Source organism: Paenibacillus sp. P4_A7 (genome assembly GCF_056402455.1).
In genome coordinates this window covers 56147-73478 of record NZ_JBFUHJ010000006.1, presented here as the reverse complement: position 1 = coordinate 73478, position 17332 = coordinate 56147, and the positions used below count along the sequence as shown (strand labels likewise).

Genomic DNA, 17332 nt, shown 5'->3' with positions numbered 1-17332 from the left:
CTTATAAAGTTAGTATGAGGCAGTTAGCATAATATCATTCTTAGCTGCTGCAGCCGCCCCCGCCGCACGAAGATCCACATGACGAGCCGCCACTATCTCCTCCGCCTGAAGAATCACTGCCTGAATGGCCGTCATTCCCTCCTCTATCATCATTTCTTCCGTCACCTATAGAACCACTGCAGCCATAGGTTGAACCACCGCTATCGTTCGCTTTTCGCTGCTCCGCTGTTTGTACTTGATCCATTTGCCTCACAAAATCATTTGAATTAGACAGAGAATGATAAATCAGCAAGCCCGACAGCATACCGGTAGCACCGACAGCAGGCTCATAGCCGTAGCTTCGTTTTGTCCGGATATTGCCGCCATATGAAGATCCGCTCTCCTTAGTAGCAAGCAGCTGTGATTGAGCACGATCAATCAGATAGTCTGCCGTATTGCTTAAGTCTGCATAACGCGCTGTTGTTTTGGCATTAAACCATTGCTCGCGTATTTCGGCCTCGTTCCAATTAGCGAGAGCCGTAAGCCTATGCTGCGGCATCTTAGTCCGGTAGAACGCTCCCCATATCCTCCCGCTGGCAGGAGCCTGAGTGAACAACTCTCCATATGCCCAATCGAACCACGCCCGCTCTCCTTGCTCCGATTGAACGCCTGGCGCGTGAGGCGCGTGGTGTATCATTTCTCCGCAGAAGCTGGAGCAGAACTGCTCATACTCTCTGRTGAACATGAGCATCTCATGCCACACTGCATCCGCTGGAGAGCTATACATCGGCACACCGCGCAATATACCGCACATCAAAAAATAACGCTTAAGCTCAAACCAAGTCCAATCCCATACCTTATCGGTGATTCGCGGATACTCCTTCAACACACGATCTTTTACTCGGCTCTCAAAATCTAGCCCAAGCGCGGCTTCCAGCCTCTCAGCCGCTGCGCGAGCGGGATGATCGTAAGGAACACCTAATGCAGCGGGAAGCTTAGCTTTGGGCCACATAGCGAACCCGCTCGTTTTTCCAAAGGAGCTCCTTCCACGACTGCCCTTACGGTTAGCGCTTCGGTTAGATATTCTCGACTTAACAGCAGCAGTTACGACTATGACAACAAAAAAAGCAATCAACAATAATGGTAAATATTGAATCATAAAATCCTCCTTAAAATCACTGTCATAGTCACATATTACCACGTATCCGTGATCTTTAGTTGTTAGTTCAATTGTTATCCAAACAAAGCAACAATGTATTTCTATTCAACTCTACTAAGCACTCTTATTCCGCAGCCATCAGGACTTGTTTCAGATACACACAAGTATAAACGGACTTGCCCGTCTTTGGCGGCGTAAGTTCTTTTGCTGCTAAGATATGTTTAATGCTCGCCAATGAAAACAAGCCGAGAGGATCGCAACGACCCCTCTCGGCTTGTTTGTTATTCCATCTATTTGTTAAGCATAATGACAAGCTGCGAAATGATTCTTCTTCACGTCCAGCAACTTAGGCTCGTCCACTTTGCACTTGTTCGTTGCAATCGGGCAACGAGTGTGAAATTGGCAGCCGGAAGGAGGTTTGATTGGACTAGGCAAATCACCGGTAAGCACAATGCGATCACGCGACTCTTCGATCTCCGGATCAGGGATCGGAATTGCCGACAGAAGCGCACGTGTATACGGATGTGCCGGATTAGCGTAAAGTTCGCTGCTTTCTGCAAGCTCTACGATTTTGCCAAGATACATAACCGCTACACGGTCGCTGATATGCTTAACCATAGATAGGTCATGCGCGATAAACAAGTAGGTCAAGCCCATTTTGCGCTGCAAATCCTGCAACAAGTTGACGACCTGCGCTTGAATGGAAACGTCAAGCGCTGAGATCGGCTCATCCGCAATAATAAATTTAGGATCAACCGCAAGTGCTCTGGCAATGCCGATCCGCTGACGCTGACCACCTGAGAACTCATGCGGATAACGTGTAGCATGATCGGGATTAAGACCAACCAGATCAAGCAGATTTTCAACCTTATGCTTACGTTCCTTGCGGCTAGACGCTAGCTTATGAATATCGAGCGCTTCACCAATGATATCCATTACCGTCATACGCGGGTTAAGCGATGCATATGGATCTTGGAATATCATTTGCATATCGCGGCGTAATCCTTTTAGCTTAGAGCCCTTAAGCTTGTAGATGTCCTGACCTTCGAAGGAGACTCCTCCGCTAGTCGGCTCATAGAGCCGCATGATCGTGCGGCCTGCCGTAGATTTCCCACAGCCGGATTCACCAACCACACCAACCGTTTCACCTTTTTGAATAGCAAAGCTTATATCATTTACCGCCTTGAGCGTTGTTCCTCCGCCCAGGTCGAAAAACTTGGTAAGGTTATTCACCTCAATTAACGGTGCACTCATACTGACACCCCCTGTTTCGCATAAGGATGCGCTAGCCAGCAAGCAGAAGCATGCGCCTCATTGCCATCCACCGGCAGCAATTCAGGATCATTATCGACACAAACCCGCATCGCTTCATCGCAGCGAGCGCAGAAGCTGCAGCCAGCTGGAGGTTTAATCAAATCTGGCGGCATACCGTAAATCGGCACAAGCGGCTCGTCCTTCGGTTGGTCTAACCGCGGTACTGAACGCAGTAATCCTCTCGTATATGGATGCTTCGGATTTTTGAATATTTCCCATTTCGTTCCCGTCTCAACAACCTTGCCTGCGTACATTACAATGACGCGGTCACACATATCCGCTACAACGCCTAAGTCATGCGTAATAAGAATGATAGAAGTGCCGAGCTTTTGCTGCAAGTCTTTCATGACTCTCATAATTTGAGCCTGAATCGTAACATCAAGCGCCGTCGTCGGCTCATCTGCTATTAGCAGCGATGGGTTACATGCAAGCGCAATAGCGATCATTGCTCTCTGACGCATTCCGCCTGAGAACTGATGCGGGTATTGATCAAACCGCGACGAAGCGTTCGGGATGCCTACAAGCTCAAGCATTTCAACCGCTCGTTCACGCGCTTTCGTGCCGTTCATCCCTTGATGCTTGATCAAGCCTTCTGTAATTTGTCGACCGATTGTGAGCGTCGGATTAAGTGAGGTCATTGGATCTTGAAAAATCATCCCCATTTCCTTGCCGCGGATGTTTTCCATTTCTCCTTTAGACATTTTCAAAATTTCTTTGCCCTGAAAGAGAATCGATCCGCTCGTCTCAGCCGGAGGCGATGGAATGAGGCGCATGAGCGACTGCGCCGTTACACTCTTGCCACAGCCTGACTCCCCAACAATTGCAACAGTCTCGCCTTTATTGACATGAAAATTAACACCACGAACCGCCTTGACGACGCCTCCGCGAACTTTGAAATTCACACGAAGGTCTTTCACTTCAATTAGCTTCTCCATCATTGTCCACCTCCTACTTCTTCATTTTCGGATCAAGCGCATCTCTCAGACCATCGCCAAAAATATTAAAACATAGCATTGTAATACTTATAACTGCCGCAGGGAAGACCATTCTCCACGGATATAATGTCCACGCCTTAATCGCATCGTTGATCATCGTACCCAAGGATGCCGCAGGAGATTGTACTCCTAGACCCAAGAAGCTTAGGAAAGCTTCCGCAAAAATCGCGCTCGGCACTGTCAATGTCAATGTAACGATAATCGGCCCCATTGCATTGGGAATTAAATGTCTGAACAGAATACGGCCAGTACTCGCGCCAAGTGCCTGGGCAGCCATCACGTACTCTTGATTTTTTAGCTGCATAATTTGACCACGTACAATCCATGCCATACTAATCCACCCCGTTATACTGAGGGCAAGTACGATAGTGAACATACTTGGATTCATAACAACAATTAACAAGATAACGATCAGCATACTTGGAATGGAATACAAAATTTCACAAAACCGATTCAAAATCTCATCGACGCGACCGCCGAAATAACCCATAATCCCGCCTATAATAATGCCAAGCACCAAATCGGCAAGAGCTGCATATAAACCAACCTGCAAAGAGATACCCGCACCCATCCAGGTTCTTGTGAATAGATCTCGTCCAAGATCATCTGTACCAAACCAATAGGTAGCGTTTGGAGCGAGATTTTTTTCCTTCAGGTGATTCGTTCGAAAATCCTGCTCGGAAATAATTGGGCCAAAAATCGCCATGAGGGAAACGATTAAAAGAATGATTAAGCTGGCCATCGCTATTTTGTTGGAACGAAGTCTCAGCCATGCATCCTTCCAAGCGGATATACTCTCACGCACGATTACTTCAGACTGCTTCTCATCGTTGCCAAGCTTGGCAAATTGATCAGGCGTTAATGTCTTATCCTTCACCCTTTCCCCCCCTTCCCTCTGGCAAGTCTGATTCTCGGATCGACAAAGCCATAGGCAACGTCGGTTAAAAACCGCGCAAACATTAACAGAATTCCATAAAATAAAGTAAGCCCCATTATGAGCGTATAGTCACGATTAGTAATACTTTGGACAAAATATTTCCCAATTCCGCCAATACCGAAGATTTGCTCAACTACAACAGAGCCTGTGATAATATTTGCTGTCATTGGACCGATATAAGTAACTACCGGCAAAATCGAGTTGCGTAAAGCATGTCTTATCAAAATAACACGGCCGCTGAGCCCTTTGGCTCGAGCCGTCTTAATGTAGTCAGCAGACAGCACCTCTAACATAGTAGAACGCGTCAAACGCGCAATGAATGCTGCTGGCAAGAAGGATAGAGCGAGCACTGGCAAAATAAAGTCAGTAGGGTCATTGAGACCAGATACACTGAACCAACGCAACTTACTAGCAAACACATACTGCAATATCGATGCCGCGAGAAAGTTGGGAATGGAAACCCCTAGCACGGCAATAATAATGGTAGCGCTATCCAACCATTTACGATGATTAAGCGCCGCGATTATTCCTAGAATAAGGCCTGCCGCCAGCGACAAAATAATAGCAAAAAGACCGATTTGTACAGAATAAATAAAGCTCTCTTGAATAATTCGCGTGACCGACATATACTGCTGCTTCATAGACATTCCTAAATCACCGTGAAGCAAGTTGTTCAAATACATCAAATATTGCTTCCACACCGGTAGATCAAGGCCATACATTTCAAAGAGCTTTTCTCTGATCTTCTCAGGGATCGCTTTCTCCCTCATAAAGGGGTCACCAGGAATGAGTTTCATAAGAAAGAAGGTGGCCGACGCAAGTACAAACAATGAAGCAAGCATGGAAAGAAGCTTCTTGGAAACATATTTTAGCAACGCAATGGACACCTCCTAGTAAAATAAATACGTAAACAGCTGACGCCGTCCTCTTGCTGCAAAAGCTCGTTTCGCGGTAATAAAGACAAACTTAAGAGCGCATCCAACTTTTCTTTAAAAAGAAAGGGATATATGCGGCCCCCGCATATATCCCTAGCTTCAGGTGCTCATAGGACAACTATTTCGCTTCGTAATAGCCTCTTGTATAGTCAATATCACCTTTGTAATCCATGAATATATTCTTGAAGCCCGGTTTCAGCATGTATACATTGCTGTAGTAATAAATCGGTATAATCGGCAAGTAATCCATTAGAATTTTCTCTGCCTGTGTCATAGCCTCCATACGCTCTTTCTGATCTCCGCTTGCATTTGCTTTCTTAATCAGCTCATCGTATTCAGGTGACGAGAAGCTAGTATTGTTCTGTCCGCCATTCGAAACGAACATATCCAAGTACGTCATTGGATCGTTATAATCAGCTCCCCAGCCTGCGCGTGAGATTTGGAAGTTCTTCGAAGCACGGTTTTTAAGCAAAACCGCAAATTCTTGGTTCTCGATACCAACCTCGATACCTAGGTTTTGACGCCACATTTCAACGATTGCTTCCGCAATCTTCTTGTGACCGTCGCTTGTATTAAATGTGAGCGTTACTTTAGGGAACTCAGTTAGCTTCAGCTCAGCTAAGCCTTCAGCAAGTAGCTTCTTCGCTTCTGCAACATCTTCCTTGAAGTAATCATCCTTCACTTCAGTACGGTAGTCTGCATTCAACCCTAAAATACCTGGTGGCACAAAGCCGAACGATGGTACCTCACCGGCCATCGTTACACTTTCAACAATGGCTTGACGATCAAATGCCATCGCAAGCGCTTTACGAACTTTTACGTTGTTGAAAGGGACTTCCGCTGTATTAAATTCGTAATAGTAAGAGCTAGCAATACCTTTTGTGAAGAATTCATCCTTCTTTGATTCCTTAAGCACTGGAATTTGCTCGGATGGAATCTCACCAGTTGGCTTACCTGTATAATCAAGCGCACCTGTCTCATAGTTAGCCAATTCCGTAGCGGAATCAGAAATCATACTGAACTCAACGCCTGAAAGCTTAATTTCATCCTTCGCATAGTAATGCTCATTTGGCGTTAGCTTGATGGATGTATTATGCTTCCATTCACTCATTTTGAATGGACCATTACCGATAATTGTTTTCGCGTCTGCAGCCCAAGCATCGTTGTCCTTAACTGATTGATGTACAGGGTTGTACGTATAGAAAGATGTTAAGCTCAAGAAATAAGGAGTTGGCGAGTTCAGCTTAACCTCTAGTGTTTGTGCATCAAGCGATTTAATTCCAACGCCATCAGCATTTTTAACTTTACCCTCATTGTAATCTTGCGCTCCAACGATGTAATAGAATTGATATGCGTAAGTCGAACCTACATTTGGATCTAAAGCACGCTTCCATGAGTACTCGTAGTCATTAGCTGTAACCGGATCTCCGTTGCTCCATTTAGCATCCTTACGGATTTTAAATGTGTACGTTAATCCATCTTCGGACTTTTCAAACTTCTCAGCCGTTGCAGGAATGATCTCGCCATTCTCGTTTTTACGAGTAAGACCTTCGTAGATACCAGTTGCTAATGTACCAGACACGTTGTCCTCCATCAAAGCCGGGTCAAGAGATGATGGCTCTGAGTGAATGTTCATTCTGAATGCTTTTGCTTCAGAACCTGCACCATTGGAACCGCCATTGTTACCGTTGTTGCCTGTTTCTGTCTTCGGCGTACAACCTGCTGCAACTAATGAAAAAATAAGTATCGCAGCAATAAATGAAAAAGCTGACTTTCTTGTTTTCATTTAGATCCTCCTATTTTGTTTGATTCTGGTCTTACCACAATAAATTCTTAACAATATTTTTTTACTATACAACCATGTTAATTTTTTATCAACATAATGTAAGCTGTAAATTTATGTGTTAAAAGGTTATATTCTCATTGCTTTAGTGATTTCAAGCGTTTATTCGTTACATTAATTTGTTGCACTAACGCTTTACAGCGTTTATTAACAGAGTAATAATTGGATTAATTTTTATATAATAGTAAAATGGATATAATAGTATAAATTAGTTTAAAATTCAAATTCATTAATTTGATCTTATAGCAAGTCAATACCCATTTACAGTTAATAAAATATTGTTTATAGGTTCTTTTAAATGTATAATTAAGTAAAATTACGAAGAAGTGTAACAGATATTTCCAGTTGAGATTTGGTTTATTATTATTTATTTATTAAAAAGTTTATTATTCTTTTTTCGTTAAATTAATGTCAATTATATAATTTACGAGTTCACTTAGTGATTTCTGGAATCTGAGATTACTTAAAAATRGCTTGAAAAAGCCATAAATTCTTCATGAATTTATAGGCTTCCGCTGCATTCAGGGGCACTTGTGCACTGGATTGTGATTTATTGCAATCTCATGACAGTTTCCAAGCGAGAAGGCTTTTATAGGCTCATTAGTTAGAATGAAATGCTCATCTTTTTATCCAAAACTTAGCCAAACATGAGCTGCGACATCACTATTAAATACTTGTAATTAGAGTGCATGAATACCTGTAATTTTATACCCTTAACGCAAAAAAGACCCATTCGGCATTTAAGCCGAAATAGGTCACCTTATGAGTCTTTTATGATTATGGTACCCTAGTTAATTAGTAAGTCATAGTTGGGTAAAGCGGGTATTGAGCAGTCAGATCACGAACCATACCGCGAGCTTTAGCAAGCACTTCTTGATCCTGCGGATTGTTTAGAACAAGTGCAATTACTTCAGCAATGACCTTCATAGCATCCTCATTCATGCCGCGAGCCGTTRCAGCAGGCGTACCCAGACGGATACCTGATGTCACGAACGGGCTTGTAGGATCGAATGGAATTGCGTTTTTATTAACAGTAATGCCCACTTCGTCAAGTACATGCTCAGCTGCTTTACCAGTAATGTTCAGGCTGCGAGTATCAAGCAGCATCAAGTGATTATCTGTACCGCCGGACACGATGTTAAAGCCTTTAGCAAGCAGCTCTTCGGAAAGAACCTTTGCGTTTTTCACAACTTGTGTTGCATATTGCTTGAATTCCGGTTGAAGAGCTTCGCCGAAAGCAACTGCTTTTGCTGCGATAATATGCATCAAAGGGCCACCTTGTGATCCTGGGAATACAGCTTTATCAATAGCTGCTGCCCATGGCTGGCGACAAAGAATCATACCGCCGCGAGGACCGCGAAGCGTTTTGTGAGTTGTAGTCGTTACGAAATGTGCGTGCGGTACTGGGTTCGGGTGCAAGCCTGCAGCTACAAGACCAGCGATATGAGCCATATCAACCATGAACAATGCGCCTACATCAGTAGCAATTTTGCCAAGCTTTTCGAAATCAATCGTACGCGGGTAAGCACTAGCGCCTGCCACGATCAAACGAGGACGGTGCTTGAACGCAAGCTTACGAACTTCTTCATAATCAATTGTAAAAGAATCCTCTTGCACGCCATACGCAACGAAGTTGTACAGCAAGCCGGAAGCATTAACTGGGCTACCGTGCGTCAAGTGACCGCCGTGAGCCAGGTTCATACCAAGAACCGTGTCGCCAGGCTGCAAAGCTGCAAGGTAAACAGCCATATTTGCTTGTGCGCCTGAGTGCGGTTGAACATTCGCATGCTCAGCTCCGAATAGTTCCTTTGCACGGTTACGTGCGATATCCTCAACGATATCAACATGCTCACAACCGCCGTAGAAACGTTTGCCTGGGTAGCCTTCTGCATATTTATTTGTCAAAACACTGCCCATTGCTTCCAATACTGCTTCGCTAACGATATTCTCTGAAGCGATAAGCTCAATGTTGTCGCGTTGGCGTGTAAGTTCTAGACCCATCGCCTTTAGTACTTCAGGATCTTGTTTACGTAAGTTTTCCATAATAAAATTCCTCCTCGTAGTGGGTGTGATTCTATATGATTGTTCATTACTTCAACTAGCTTTAAACTCCATTTTTTATTCGCATGTACCGGCAGATTGCCCCTGTGTAAGGTTGGAATCCAACTCGTACACTGCACGCGTACCGCCAATCAGTTTCGGTCTCGTAACAGCCATCGTTACGTGAGCTTTGCCAATTTGACGAATAGACGGCCGCACTGGTACCGCGACCCGCTTTAGGTGCATGCCTATAAATGTATCACCTATGTCGATACCAGCATGCGCTTGAACGGTCTCCGTTAAGCAAGGATGCTCTATTTGCCGGTAGGCAAAAGCAGCCATCGACCCGCCCGCCTTCGGAACAGGAACCGCACCTACAATTTCAAGCCCATAGCGTTCAGCGGCAGCTCGTTCCATAACGAGAGCACGATTTAAATGCTCACAGCATTGAAATACCGGAATAAATCCAACCTCACTTCGGACTGCTTCAACACCGGCATATATTTGTGCCGCCGTCTCCACAGCACCCGCCGTACCAATTCGATGCCCTAGCACTTCACTAGTACTTACACCAATTACAAGTAATTGACCCATTGTAAGTCCGCCAGCTTTAACTAGCTCACGAACGATCGTCTCTACCTCGGAGGCGATGTTGTCCAAATGCAAATCGTTGTTGTTGCTCAAACCGATTCAACTCCTCCGCATAGTTACAATCATATCCACCTTGGGAAGTACAGACTATTCTTCGATTTTCATTACTTTATTCACTCGTCCAATATGGCGCTCCCCGTTCGAAAACGGAGTTTCTAGCCAGATACGAATAATTTCTTGTGCTACACCAGGACCAATAACTCGCTCTCCCATTGCCAATACGTTCGTATCGTTATGCTCTCGTGTCGCCTTCGCGGAGAACATATCATGAACAAGAGCGCAACGAATGCCCTTTACCTTGTTCGCTGCGATGGACATACCAATTCCTGTACCACAAATGAGAATTCCTCGTTCTGCTTGTCCTGTCTTTACTAGGTCGCATACAGGAAGCGCATAGTCAGGGTAATCGACCGATTGATCACAACTGCATCCAACGTCCATTATTTCATGGCCAAGGGATTGAATAAAAGGAACAAGCTCATCCTTCAACCGATATCCTGCGTGGTCAGCTCCAATAGCAATTTTCAATGTAAAAGACCTCCTCAATTAGGCGTAAACACTGATGTTCATCTCTGAAGATGAGCACCTCACAACGTTATTATACCTATTTTCACAGAAAAAGACCAAGCGTAAACGGCTCTCGCCGTCCTTGGCGGCAAAGCAAAGTTTCGCGTTGAATTATAAGCATATTATAAGTTTTAAACTTATAAATTCTTATAATTGAAAAAAGAGCAAGACATGCTTATTAGCATGCTGCTCTTTGCCCAGGCGACCGGCCGTATATTCTGATGCTCCATCGTGGTTACCCACTTCCGTCGCCAGTTACATCAGAAACCGTATTTGTCTTTTTATAATAGCTGAATCACAAGAAAAAATCAATCGGTATTCACTTAGCAAACGCAACCGACTATTGCCCTGCTTGCCGAGCCTGTAGCTTGTCCAGCAACCGTACCAGCGCACCTTCAATTTCAGCCGCACTGTTATTGTATATATTCTGTGAACCGCCAAAAGGATCAGCTATATCAAAGCTAGGTATGCGCCGTTCCAGCTCTAGCAGCCGATTTCTCTCCGCAGCTGTCAACTGCTGTCCAAGTGCTTGCTTCATGTGCAACTCCGTGTAGAGCTGTTCTAGTTCCGCAATATCCGCTAGCACCTGCTTATCCTGATGGGTGAACTCCATAAGGGTATACGCCTTGTCCACTGCCTCAGGAAACCGTTGCAGCAGTCCACGCTTGTGGCCCGATGTCATCGTCAGTACGATGTCCGCCCATGTTACCGCTTCGCTTGTCAGTGCTCTTGAGGATGCTTTGTGATCAATATCACGCAGCCGCAATGCTTCAAGCGCCCCGGCAGAGACAGGCAGACCATCTATAGTAGATACGCCTGCCGAGCGAATGCCAATCGTAATCCCTTTCTCAGCAGCCATTCGGCGCAGCATCGCCTCCGCCATCGGCGAACGACATGTATTACCTGTACAGACAAACAATATACGTTTCACACTGTCAGCTCCTTTTACCGCATTTCAGCGCAGTCTATAATTATTTTCAGAAAATAAATAATACACCAAAAATAAACAAGATCGCCCCACCGCACGCCTCACCATATTCACCAAAATTACCACTCACTCTACGTCCCAGCATCAAGCCTATTACCGACATTAAGCCTCCAAAAAAACCAAAGAGCAATACCGTTAACCACACACTGGCCGCGAACATGCCAAGCGTAATTCCGACAGAGAAGGAGTCGACGCTAACGCTGAGAGCAAGCACTATAACGCCCCAAGATGAACGGTGATCAAAGGTTTGAACCATATCCCCTCGCAGTGAGCTATAAATCATATGACCTCCGAGCAATACAAGTAAAACACCTGCTGCCGTAGTTGCCACATCACCAAGTAAGCCGCTAACATACTGTCCGGCTATCATGCCAGCTAAAGGCATAATAACATGGAATAATGCAATGACGACGCCAAGCTTTAAAATATCCAGCCGACGAATGCCCTTTAGGCCAATTCCTAGTCCCAATGAAAAAGCATCCAATCCAAGCGCAATCGCAATGATGAGCAGCGTCAATAACTGTCCGACTTGTAAATGAGCATCAATCAAAGCCTATCTCCTCCATGTCCGCAGGTATTCTATACCAAACATATGCGGACATGAGGACAAACATACTTCAAGCTAATACAAGCTCTGTTCATTAGCTGCTGGACGTTCTCTTACACCTCTATAATTCGGTTACCGGCCGCCTTCTCCATCCGGTTCATCAAGGCAACACCGATCCCCTGCTTGCTGCAGCACTCCGCCCAAATACGCTGCGTGCCAGCTGCGTCAAATTCTCGCAATGCAGCGTACAAGCGATGTGCGGCTGCCTCTAGCTGCGCTTCACTGCCGCATGAGACAACACTATCCGCAGAGTAAGTGGCAATTCGCTCTTCGAAAGCAAGTACGCCAGTCAATTCGCCGCGTAATTGCGCAGCTTCTACCTGTTCTCGAATATAGGCAATGACAGCAGCCGATTCACCCTTCACTAGCTGAAGCTCACCTTGAGGCGCATAATGCGTATACTTCATACCAGGAGAGCGAGGTGCCGCTCCGATCTCAATGGAGTCAGCGCTCTCGATTATTGCTGCTGGAACTGCCAGACGCAGCTCCTCCAGCGTTATTCCGCCAGGCCGCAAAATCCGAATACTATGATCACCTTCCAGCTCAATAACCGTCGACTCCAAGCCAACGCCTGTCGCACCGTTGTCTACTACACCGTCAATTTGCCCATTCAAGTCCTCCAGCACATGCTCGGCAAGCGTTGGGCTTGGTCTTCCTGATCGATTCGCACTTGGTGCGGCGATTGGACAACCCGCCAACTCTATTAACTCTAAAGCCGCCCTATGATCCGGCATCCTCACACCAACCGTTGCGAGTCCAGCTGTAACTAAATGTGAAAGAACATTTGGACGCGCAGGCAAAACGATAGTGAGCGGTCCAGGCCAAAACGTGTCCATTAGCGTCTTTGCCAGCTGCGGATAAGGCAGCACTAGCTCATCTAATTGGCCTAGATGCGCAATATGCACAATTAACGGATTATCAGATGGACGACCTTTTGCGGTGAATATCCCTTTCACAGCATCTGTATTTCTAGCATCTGCGCCAAGACCGTATACGGTCTCTGTTGGAAAAGCGACTAGCCCACCCTCACGCAACAGCATAGCCGCTTCCTCCAGCTGGGAAGTAAGTTTTTCATCGGTATGATCGACACGCCATACTTTTGTTATTGTCATCTTTATTATTCAATCCTTGCTTCTTAGTTAAATTGTCCATTCACCCAATATTATAGCATAGGTGTCCAAAAACGAGCAGAAACGACAGCCACGTCATCTTAAATAATGACGGGAATGTCGTTTCATTTCATACGATTATAGATGCTTTGGTGCCAGGGGGCGGCGACTGCCTTTTACGCTTACGAAAATATCGATTTAATCCAATTGATAAACGATTCAATGAGTTCCAGAATAAAAAACTTCGCTTTCGGCGCTTCCCCTTCTGAAGAAGCTTCGTCTGCAGCTGTTGCTGTTTTTACAGTAGATACCTTCTCTGCGTCCTTGTCTATCTGCGTTTGTTTCTCCGTTGCTGTAACGTCAGCAGATGCAGATGCCTCGCCTGATGCCGCATCAATAAAACATAAAGGAGGAAATAAGACACACCACCAATTTTGACCGGCGCCCTCACCTAACGTTATTCGAAGCGCTTCATAATCACCTGCTGGGTATACTTCATTGCCGTACATTTTGGTTGGAAATGGGACAATGCCAAGCTCTGCTGAAAATTCATAATCAAAGCCGCGGCTTTGCAGCACCTGTGATGTAATCCGTTCAATCTCTGGCATATTTGCGATTATCGTCTGACGAGCTTCCTCAATGGTTTGAGGTCCGCTCACCAAGCCATTCATCGCTTTAACGATCTCGTCCCTTACTATACGCTTAACAAGCTGATCTGTGGGACTATCGGAATTGGCTAATATACGTAGACGTATTGCTTCTTGCGGGATTTGGCCGCTTGCGACCGCTGTATCCATTTGTTGTGCTTCCCAGCTCATAATTAATAGAATAATAGCAAAGATAATAAAACCATAGGATTTGCGGTAAGGAAATTTATAGGGACTAACCGAATAAGCTAAAACGGGCTGATCAACATTAGAATAAGAATGATTGGAAAAAGAATGATTAGAATAATAGCTAGACATACACACAAGCCCCTCTCGTCGCCCCCGTCGGTGCGTCTGCTTGCGTTCCGGAACGTATCTATCCGTTAGTATGTCCGCTATAACTAGTAGATAAACCTAGTAATCTATTAAATATTCTTCGAAAAAATTGGATAGCTAGTGTTGCTGCAGCTACTGCTACTGTATCAACACTCCATTTGATTGGATTTCGTACAGTCAAAACCCACTTAATTGCTTTTAAGTAGGATTAGACTGTAAATTACCCAATCAAATTCCCCTTTTTCATTCGTAACCTCCTTTTTAGTCGATTTGCCTGTACAAAATCCAATCAAACTCATCTATCAGCACTAATTGCTTATTTTGATTGGATAAAATACATGCAAAACCTACTACAAGCCAGCTAAGCTAACTACTCGTACTATGAAGAGAATTATTCACTTATCCATTTAATAGTCCATGTCCGCTTCGTTGTAAAACAGCAAATGGTACTTCAAGCATCAAGCATCAAGCATCAAGCAATATCCAGCAAAATAAAAATAACGAGAGCCTCAATCAAAAAAAAGGCCCGAGGGAGTTTCCTCCTTCGGGCCCGCGTTTACATGAGATTATTTTAGAATTGGAAGTAAATAAAGCTGCTTGATTCGCCTTTCATCAGCTGCATGAAGAGCGCTGTAGCAATTATTGCATATATGAACCCGCGTATGATTGCCGGAACGTTGAGCTGCCAGCCTAGCGATAGCTTGCGGAAGTTCGATACTGCGTAAAATTCTATGATATGCAGCAAGTATAGCCCCACCGCGACCGCCAGCAATATGAGCTCCTTCGAAGATAGCTGTAGACCATTCAGGGTAACCATCTGCTTAATAAGAAATACCGAATCGCCCCAGCTATTTGCCCGGAAGAACACCCAGCCAATGACCGTAAGATGAAAGAAGATCCCGATAGCTATACCCTTATAGAGCCAGGATTTTGTAGCCTTCTTTAATCCAAATCGTGTTATAAGCTTCGCGTAAAAGCGATGTCCCGCCGAAAGCAGTCCATGATACACACCCCAAATAATAAATGTCCATGCCGCACCATGCCATAGGCCAGAAATCGCCATAGCTGCAATGATGTTTACATATATTCGCCAATTCGCTACGCGAGAGCCGCCAAGCGGAATGAAAATGTAATCTCTGATCCATTGGGACAGCGTGATATGCCATCTTTTCCAAAACTCAGATGAGTTAGAGCTGAGATATGGCGTTTTAAAGTTCAGATCCAGCCTTAAGCCCAGCAAATATCCGATCCCTACCGCCATCTCACTATACGCGGAAAAGTCGAAATAAATCTGGAAAGCGAACAAATATGAGGCCATCCACGCCTCTGCCCCGTTCAAGGTCTGTGCCTGATTAAAATATTCATTAACGTATGGCGCTATCTGTTCCACAATAACAAGCTTCTTAACTAGTCCAAGCAAAATAAATGCTAGTCCCAGTTTAATTTGTGGATTGCGGAATGCAATATTACGAATTCCACGGAGTTGAGGCAGAAAGTCGTTGCCTCGCAAAATAGGTCCCGCAGCAGAATGCGCAAAAAGCGAAATAAATACCCAGAATTCAAATAAAGAGCGACTCGGCTCGAGCTTACGCCGATAAACATCAACTAAATAAGCAATCAGCTGAAAGGAGTAAAAAGAAATACCGATCGGCAGTGCAATCATTCGATCGTCAAAACTCGTACCCGGCAGCGATAATTGAATATCCAAAGCACGCTCAATATTTTCGAGCAGGAACATAGAATATTTGAAAAATAACAAATTGCCAAGCACAACGGTTAGACCGCCCGCCAAAGCCCACTTTCCTTTAGCCCCATTCAGAAATCTGGATATCAGGTAGACTACGGCTACAACAGCAGCGAACAACAGGAAGTACCCGACGCCTGCGTAAGCGTAAAAAACAGCATTCGCTATTCCCAGCACGAGCATCCTTGCCTTAGGGAAGAAATAATAGCATGCAAAAACAACGACCAAATAAAGCAAAAATGTCGGTGAATTAAATAACATAGTTACGCCTCCTTACCCGTCCAGCAATCCCAAACCAAACGGGCAAGCTGTTGATAGCCATCCTTAGTCAGATGAACATGATCAGTAAACATCTTTTGGTCAATAAGACCCTCAAGCATAATATATTGAATGGGTTTACTTGCGAGATAGCTGTCTACCTTTTTCAAATTATTTTGATAGCCCGGATTACTAATTTCTTTCTTCGATAACTCTCCATTGCCGCCAGCTACAAACACTAGTGTCCGCTTTCCTTCCTGATGCTCAATGATTCTGTTCATGAAGTAGACGCCCCAGTTAGCTTCCGTCATATCAAACGGAGTAGGATTGAAGAAATTCAAATAGTCACGACTAGTCAGTTTTTTCGCCGTTTGTGTCTTCTCGTACCAAGGCTTTGGATTGCCTAGCAAATCCGTTCCTTTTGCTTTTTGCTTCGTGTAGGCAGGAATGACATCCTTGTATTTTATAATTGGGAGTTCATGAAACACTGTTTCCAAAAGCTCTTCTTCGGCATTCTTCCAGCCCGTCTTGTACTTGTAGCCATTCTTAATCAATTGAGGCAATACTTCAGAAAAAGCTTCTGGGTCTTCCTTACGTAAGTAATCTCCTAGCCAAAATACCGCCCTCGGTCCTGCTTCTCGATTATTGAAAGCCGTGTAGGTCAGTCCGATCATAACGTTATCTGTCTTAATACCTTTCTTATCAAGCATTAGCAGTAAGGTATATGCGTCACCTGCTTGCATGGAAGGTGCAGATAAGTTGAATATAGCTTGAACGCTATCCTTTTCCTCACTAATAGCGAGGTCACTCATGTAACGGCCCATTGAATGATCGGAGCTTTCGTTCGTGCCCCAAGCAACTGAATTTCCTATTAAAATGACATAATTCGATAGATTTTTCTTCTTAATCGTTTTCGCTATTTCGTCAATAACAACTTCAATCGATTGTTGATCCTTTAAGAACATATTATAGTTGATTCGATAGTTATAAACGGTGTTCAGGTTTACGTACATGCTGATTGCCGCTTGGAACAAGATGAAGAAAATCAATGCAAAAATTAGACCGAGTAAGCTTTTTCTCTTCTTTTTAATTATAGAGTAGGTGTATTTTCTTGGCCTTGAACTTCGCGTGGTTATTATCGGTATATCATTCATATAACAACTGCAATCTCCCTTTTTCGTTAATAAGTCAGTCCTAATATAAACTATTTCTTCTATTTGATC

General features: G+C 44.5%; 15 protein-coding genes and 1 riboswitch. All 15 genes read right to left on the bottom strand.

Annotated elements, in window-relative coordinates; translation table 11 throughout:
* Window positions 1-40 precede the first annotated feature (40 nt).
* A complete protein-coding gene (locus AC1DWN_RS02040) occupies window positions 41-1138 on the bottom strand; it encodes a glycine-rich domain-containing protein (RefSeq protein WP_477557283.1) in 1098 nt (365 codons plus the stop codon).
* 297 nt (window positions 1139-1435) lie between these two features.
* Window positions 1436-2392, bottom strand: coding sequence for an ABC transporter ATP-binding protein (locus AC1DWN_RS02035; RefSeq protein WP_477557282.1), 957 nt, complete (start codon window positions 2390-2392; stop codon window positions 1436-1438).
* The gene (locus AC1DWN_RS02030; protein ID WP_477557286.1) at window positions 2389-3387 is read right to left on the bottom strand and encodes an ABC transporter ATP-binding protein; all 999 of its coding nucleotides are present in this window, start codon (window positions 3385-3387) and stop codon (window positions 2389-2391) included. Before AC1DWN_RS02030 ends, AC1DWN_RS02035 begins: the two co-directional genes overlap by 4 nt.
* Before the next feature lie 13 nt (window positions 3388-3400).
* Window positions 3401-4324, bottom strand: a complete 924-nt coding sequence (locus tag AC1DWN_RS02025) for an ABC transporter permease (protein ID WP_477557281.1) — start codon at window positions 4322-4324, stop codon at window positions 3401-3403.
* Complete coding sequence (locus tag AC1DWN_RS02020; protein ID WP_477557280.1) at window positions 4321-5259, bottom strand: ABC transporter permease; 939 nt, start codon at window positions 5257-5259, stop codon at window positions 4321-4323. Before AC1DWN_RS02020 ends, AC1DWN_RS02025 begins: the two co-directional genes overlap by 4 nt.
* A gap of 178 nt (window positions 5260-5437) precedes the next feature.
* A complete protein-coding gene (locus AC1DWN_RS02015; RefSeq protein WP_477557279.1) occupies window positions 5438-7105 on the bottom strand; it encodes a peptide ABC transporter substrate-binding protein in 1668 nt (555 codons plus the stop codon).
* A gap of 852 nt (window positions 7106-7957) precedes the next feature.
* Window positions 7958-9205, bottom strand: a complete 1248-nt coding sequence (locus AC1DWN_RS02010) for a serine hydroxymethyltransferase (RefSeq protein ID WP_477557278.1) — start codon at window positions 9203-9205, stop codon at window positions 7958-7960.
* Window positions 9206-9280: 75 nt separating this feature from the next.
* Entirely contained in the window at window positions 9281-9886 is a 606-nt protein-coding gene (locus AC1DWN_RS02005) for a TIGR01440 family protein (RefSeq protein WP_477557277.1), read from the bottom strand.
* A 54-nt stretch (window positions 9887-9940) separates the two neighbouring features.
* Entirely contained in the window at window positions 9941-10381 is a 441-nt protein-coding gene (gene rpiB / locus AC1DWN_RS02000; protein ID WP_477557276.1) for a ribose 5-phosphate isomerase B, read from the bottom strand.
* 227 nt (window positions 10382-10608) lie between these two features.
* Window positions 10609-10689: riboswitch (ZMP/ZTP riboswitch) on the bottom strand.
* Between the two features lie 71 nt (window positions 10690-10760).
* Window positions 10761-11351: a low molecular weight protein arginine phosphatase gene (locus AC1DWN_RS01995; protein WP_477557275.1), complete on the bottom strand. Its 591-nt coding sequence runs from the start codon at window positions 11349-11351 to the stop codon at window positions 10761-10763.
* Between the two features lie 46 nt (window positions 11352-11397).
* Window positions 11398-11958, bottom strand: a complete 561-nt coding sequence (locus tag AC1DWN_RS01990) for a manganese efflux pump MntP (RefSeq protein WP_477557274.1) — start codon at window positions 11956-11958, stop codon at window positions 11398-11400.
* A 110-nt stretch (window positions 11959-12068) separates the two neighbouring features.
* Window positions 12069-13127, bottom strand: coding sequence for an L-threonylcarbamoyladenylate synthase (locus tag AC1DWN_RS01985; RefSeq protein WP_477557273.1), 1059 nt, complete (start codon window positions 13125-13127; stop codon window positions 12069-12071).
* 179 nt (window positions 13128-13306) lie between these two features.
* A complete protein-coding gene (gene spoIIR / locus AC1DWN_RS01980) occupies window positions 13307-14089 on the bottom strand; it encodes a stage II sporulation protein R (RefSeq protein WP_477557272.1) in 783 nt (260 codons plus the stop codon).
* A gap of 589 nt (window positions 14090-14678) precedes the next feature.
* Entirely contained in the window at window positions 14679-16112 is a 1434-nt protein-coding gene (locus AC1DWN_RS01975; protein ID WP_477557271.1) for an MBOAT family O-acyltransferase, read from the bottom strand.
* 2 nt (window positions 16113-16114) lie between these two features.
* Complete coding sequence (locus AC1DWN_RS01970) at window positions 16115-17122, bottom strand: hypothetical protein (protein ID WP_477557270.1); 1008 nt, start codon at window positions 17120-17122, stop codon at window positions 16115-16117.
* Window positions 17123-17332: the final 210 nt, after the last annotated feature.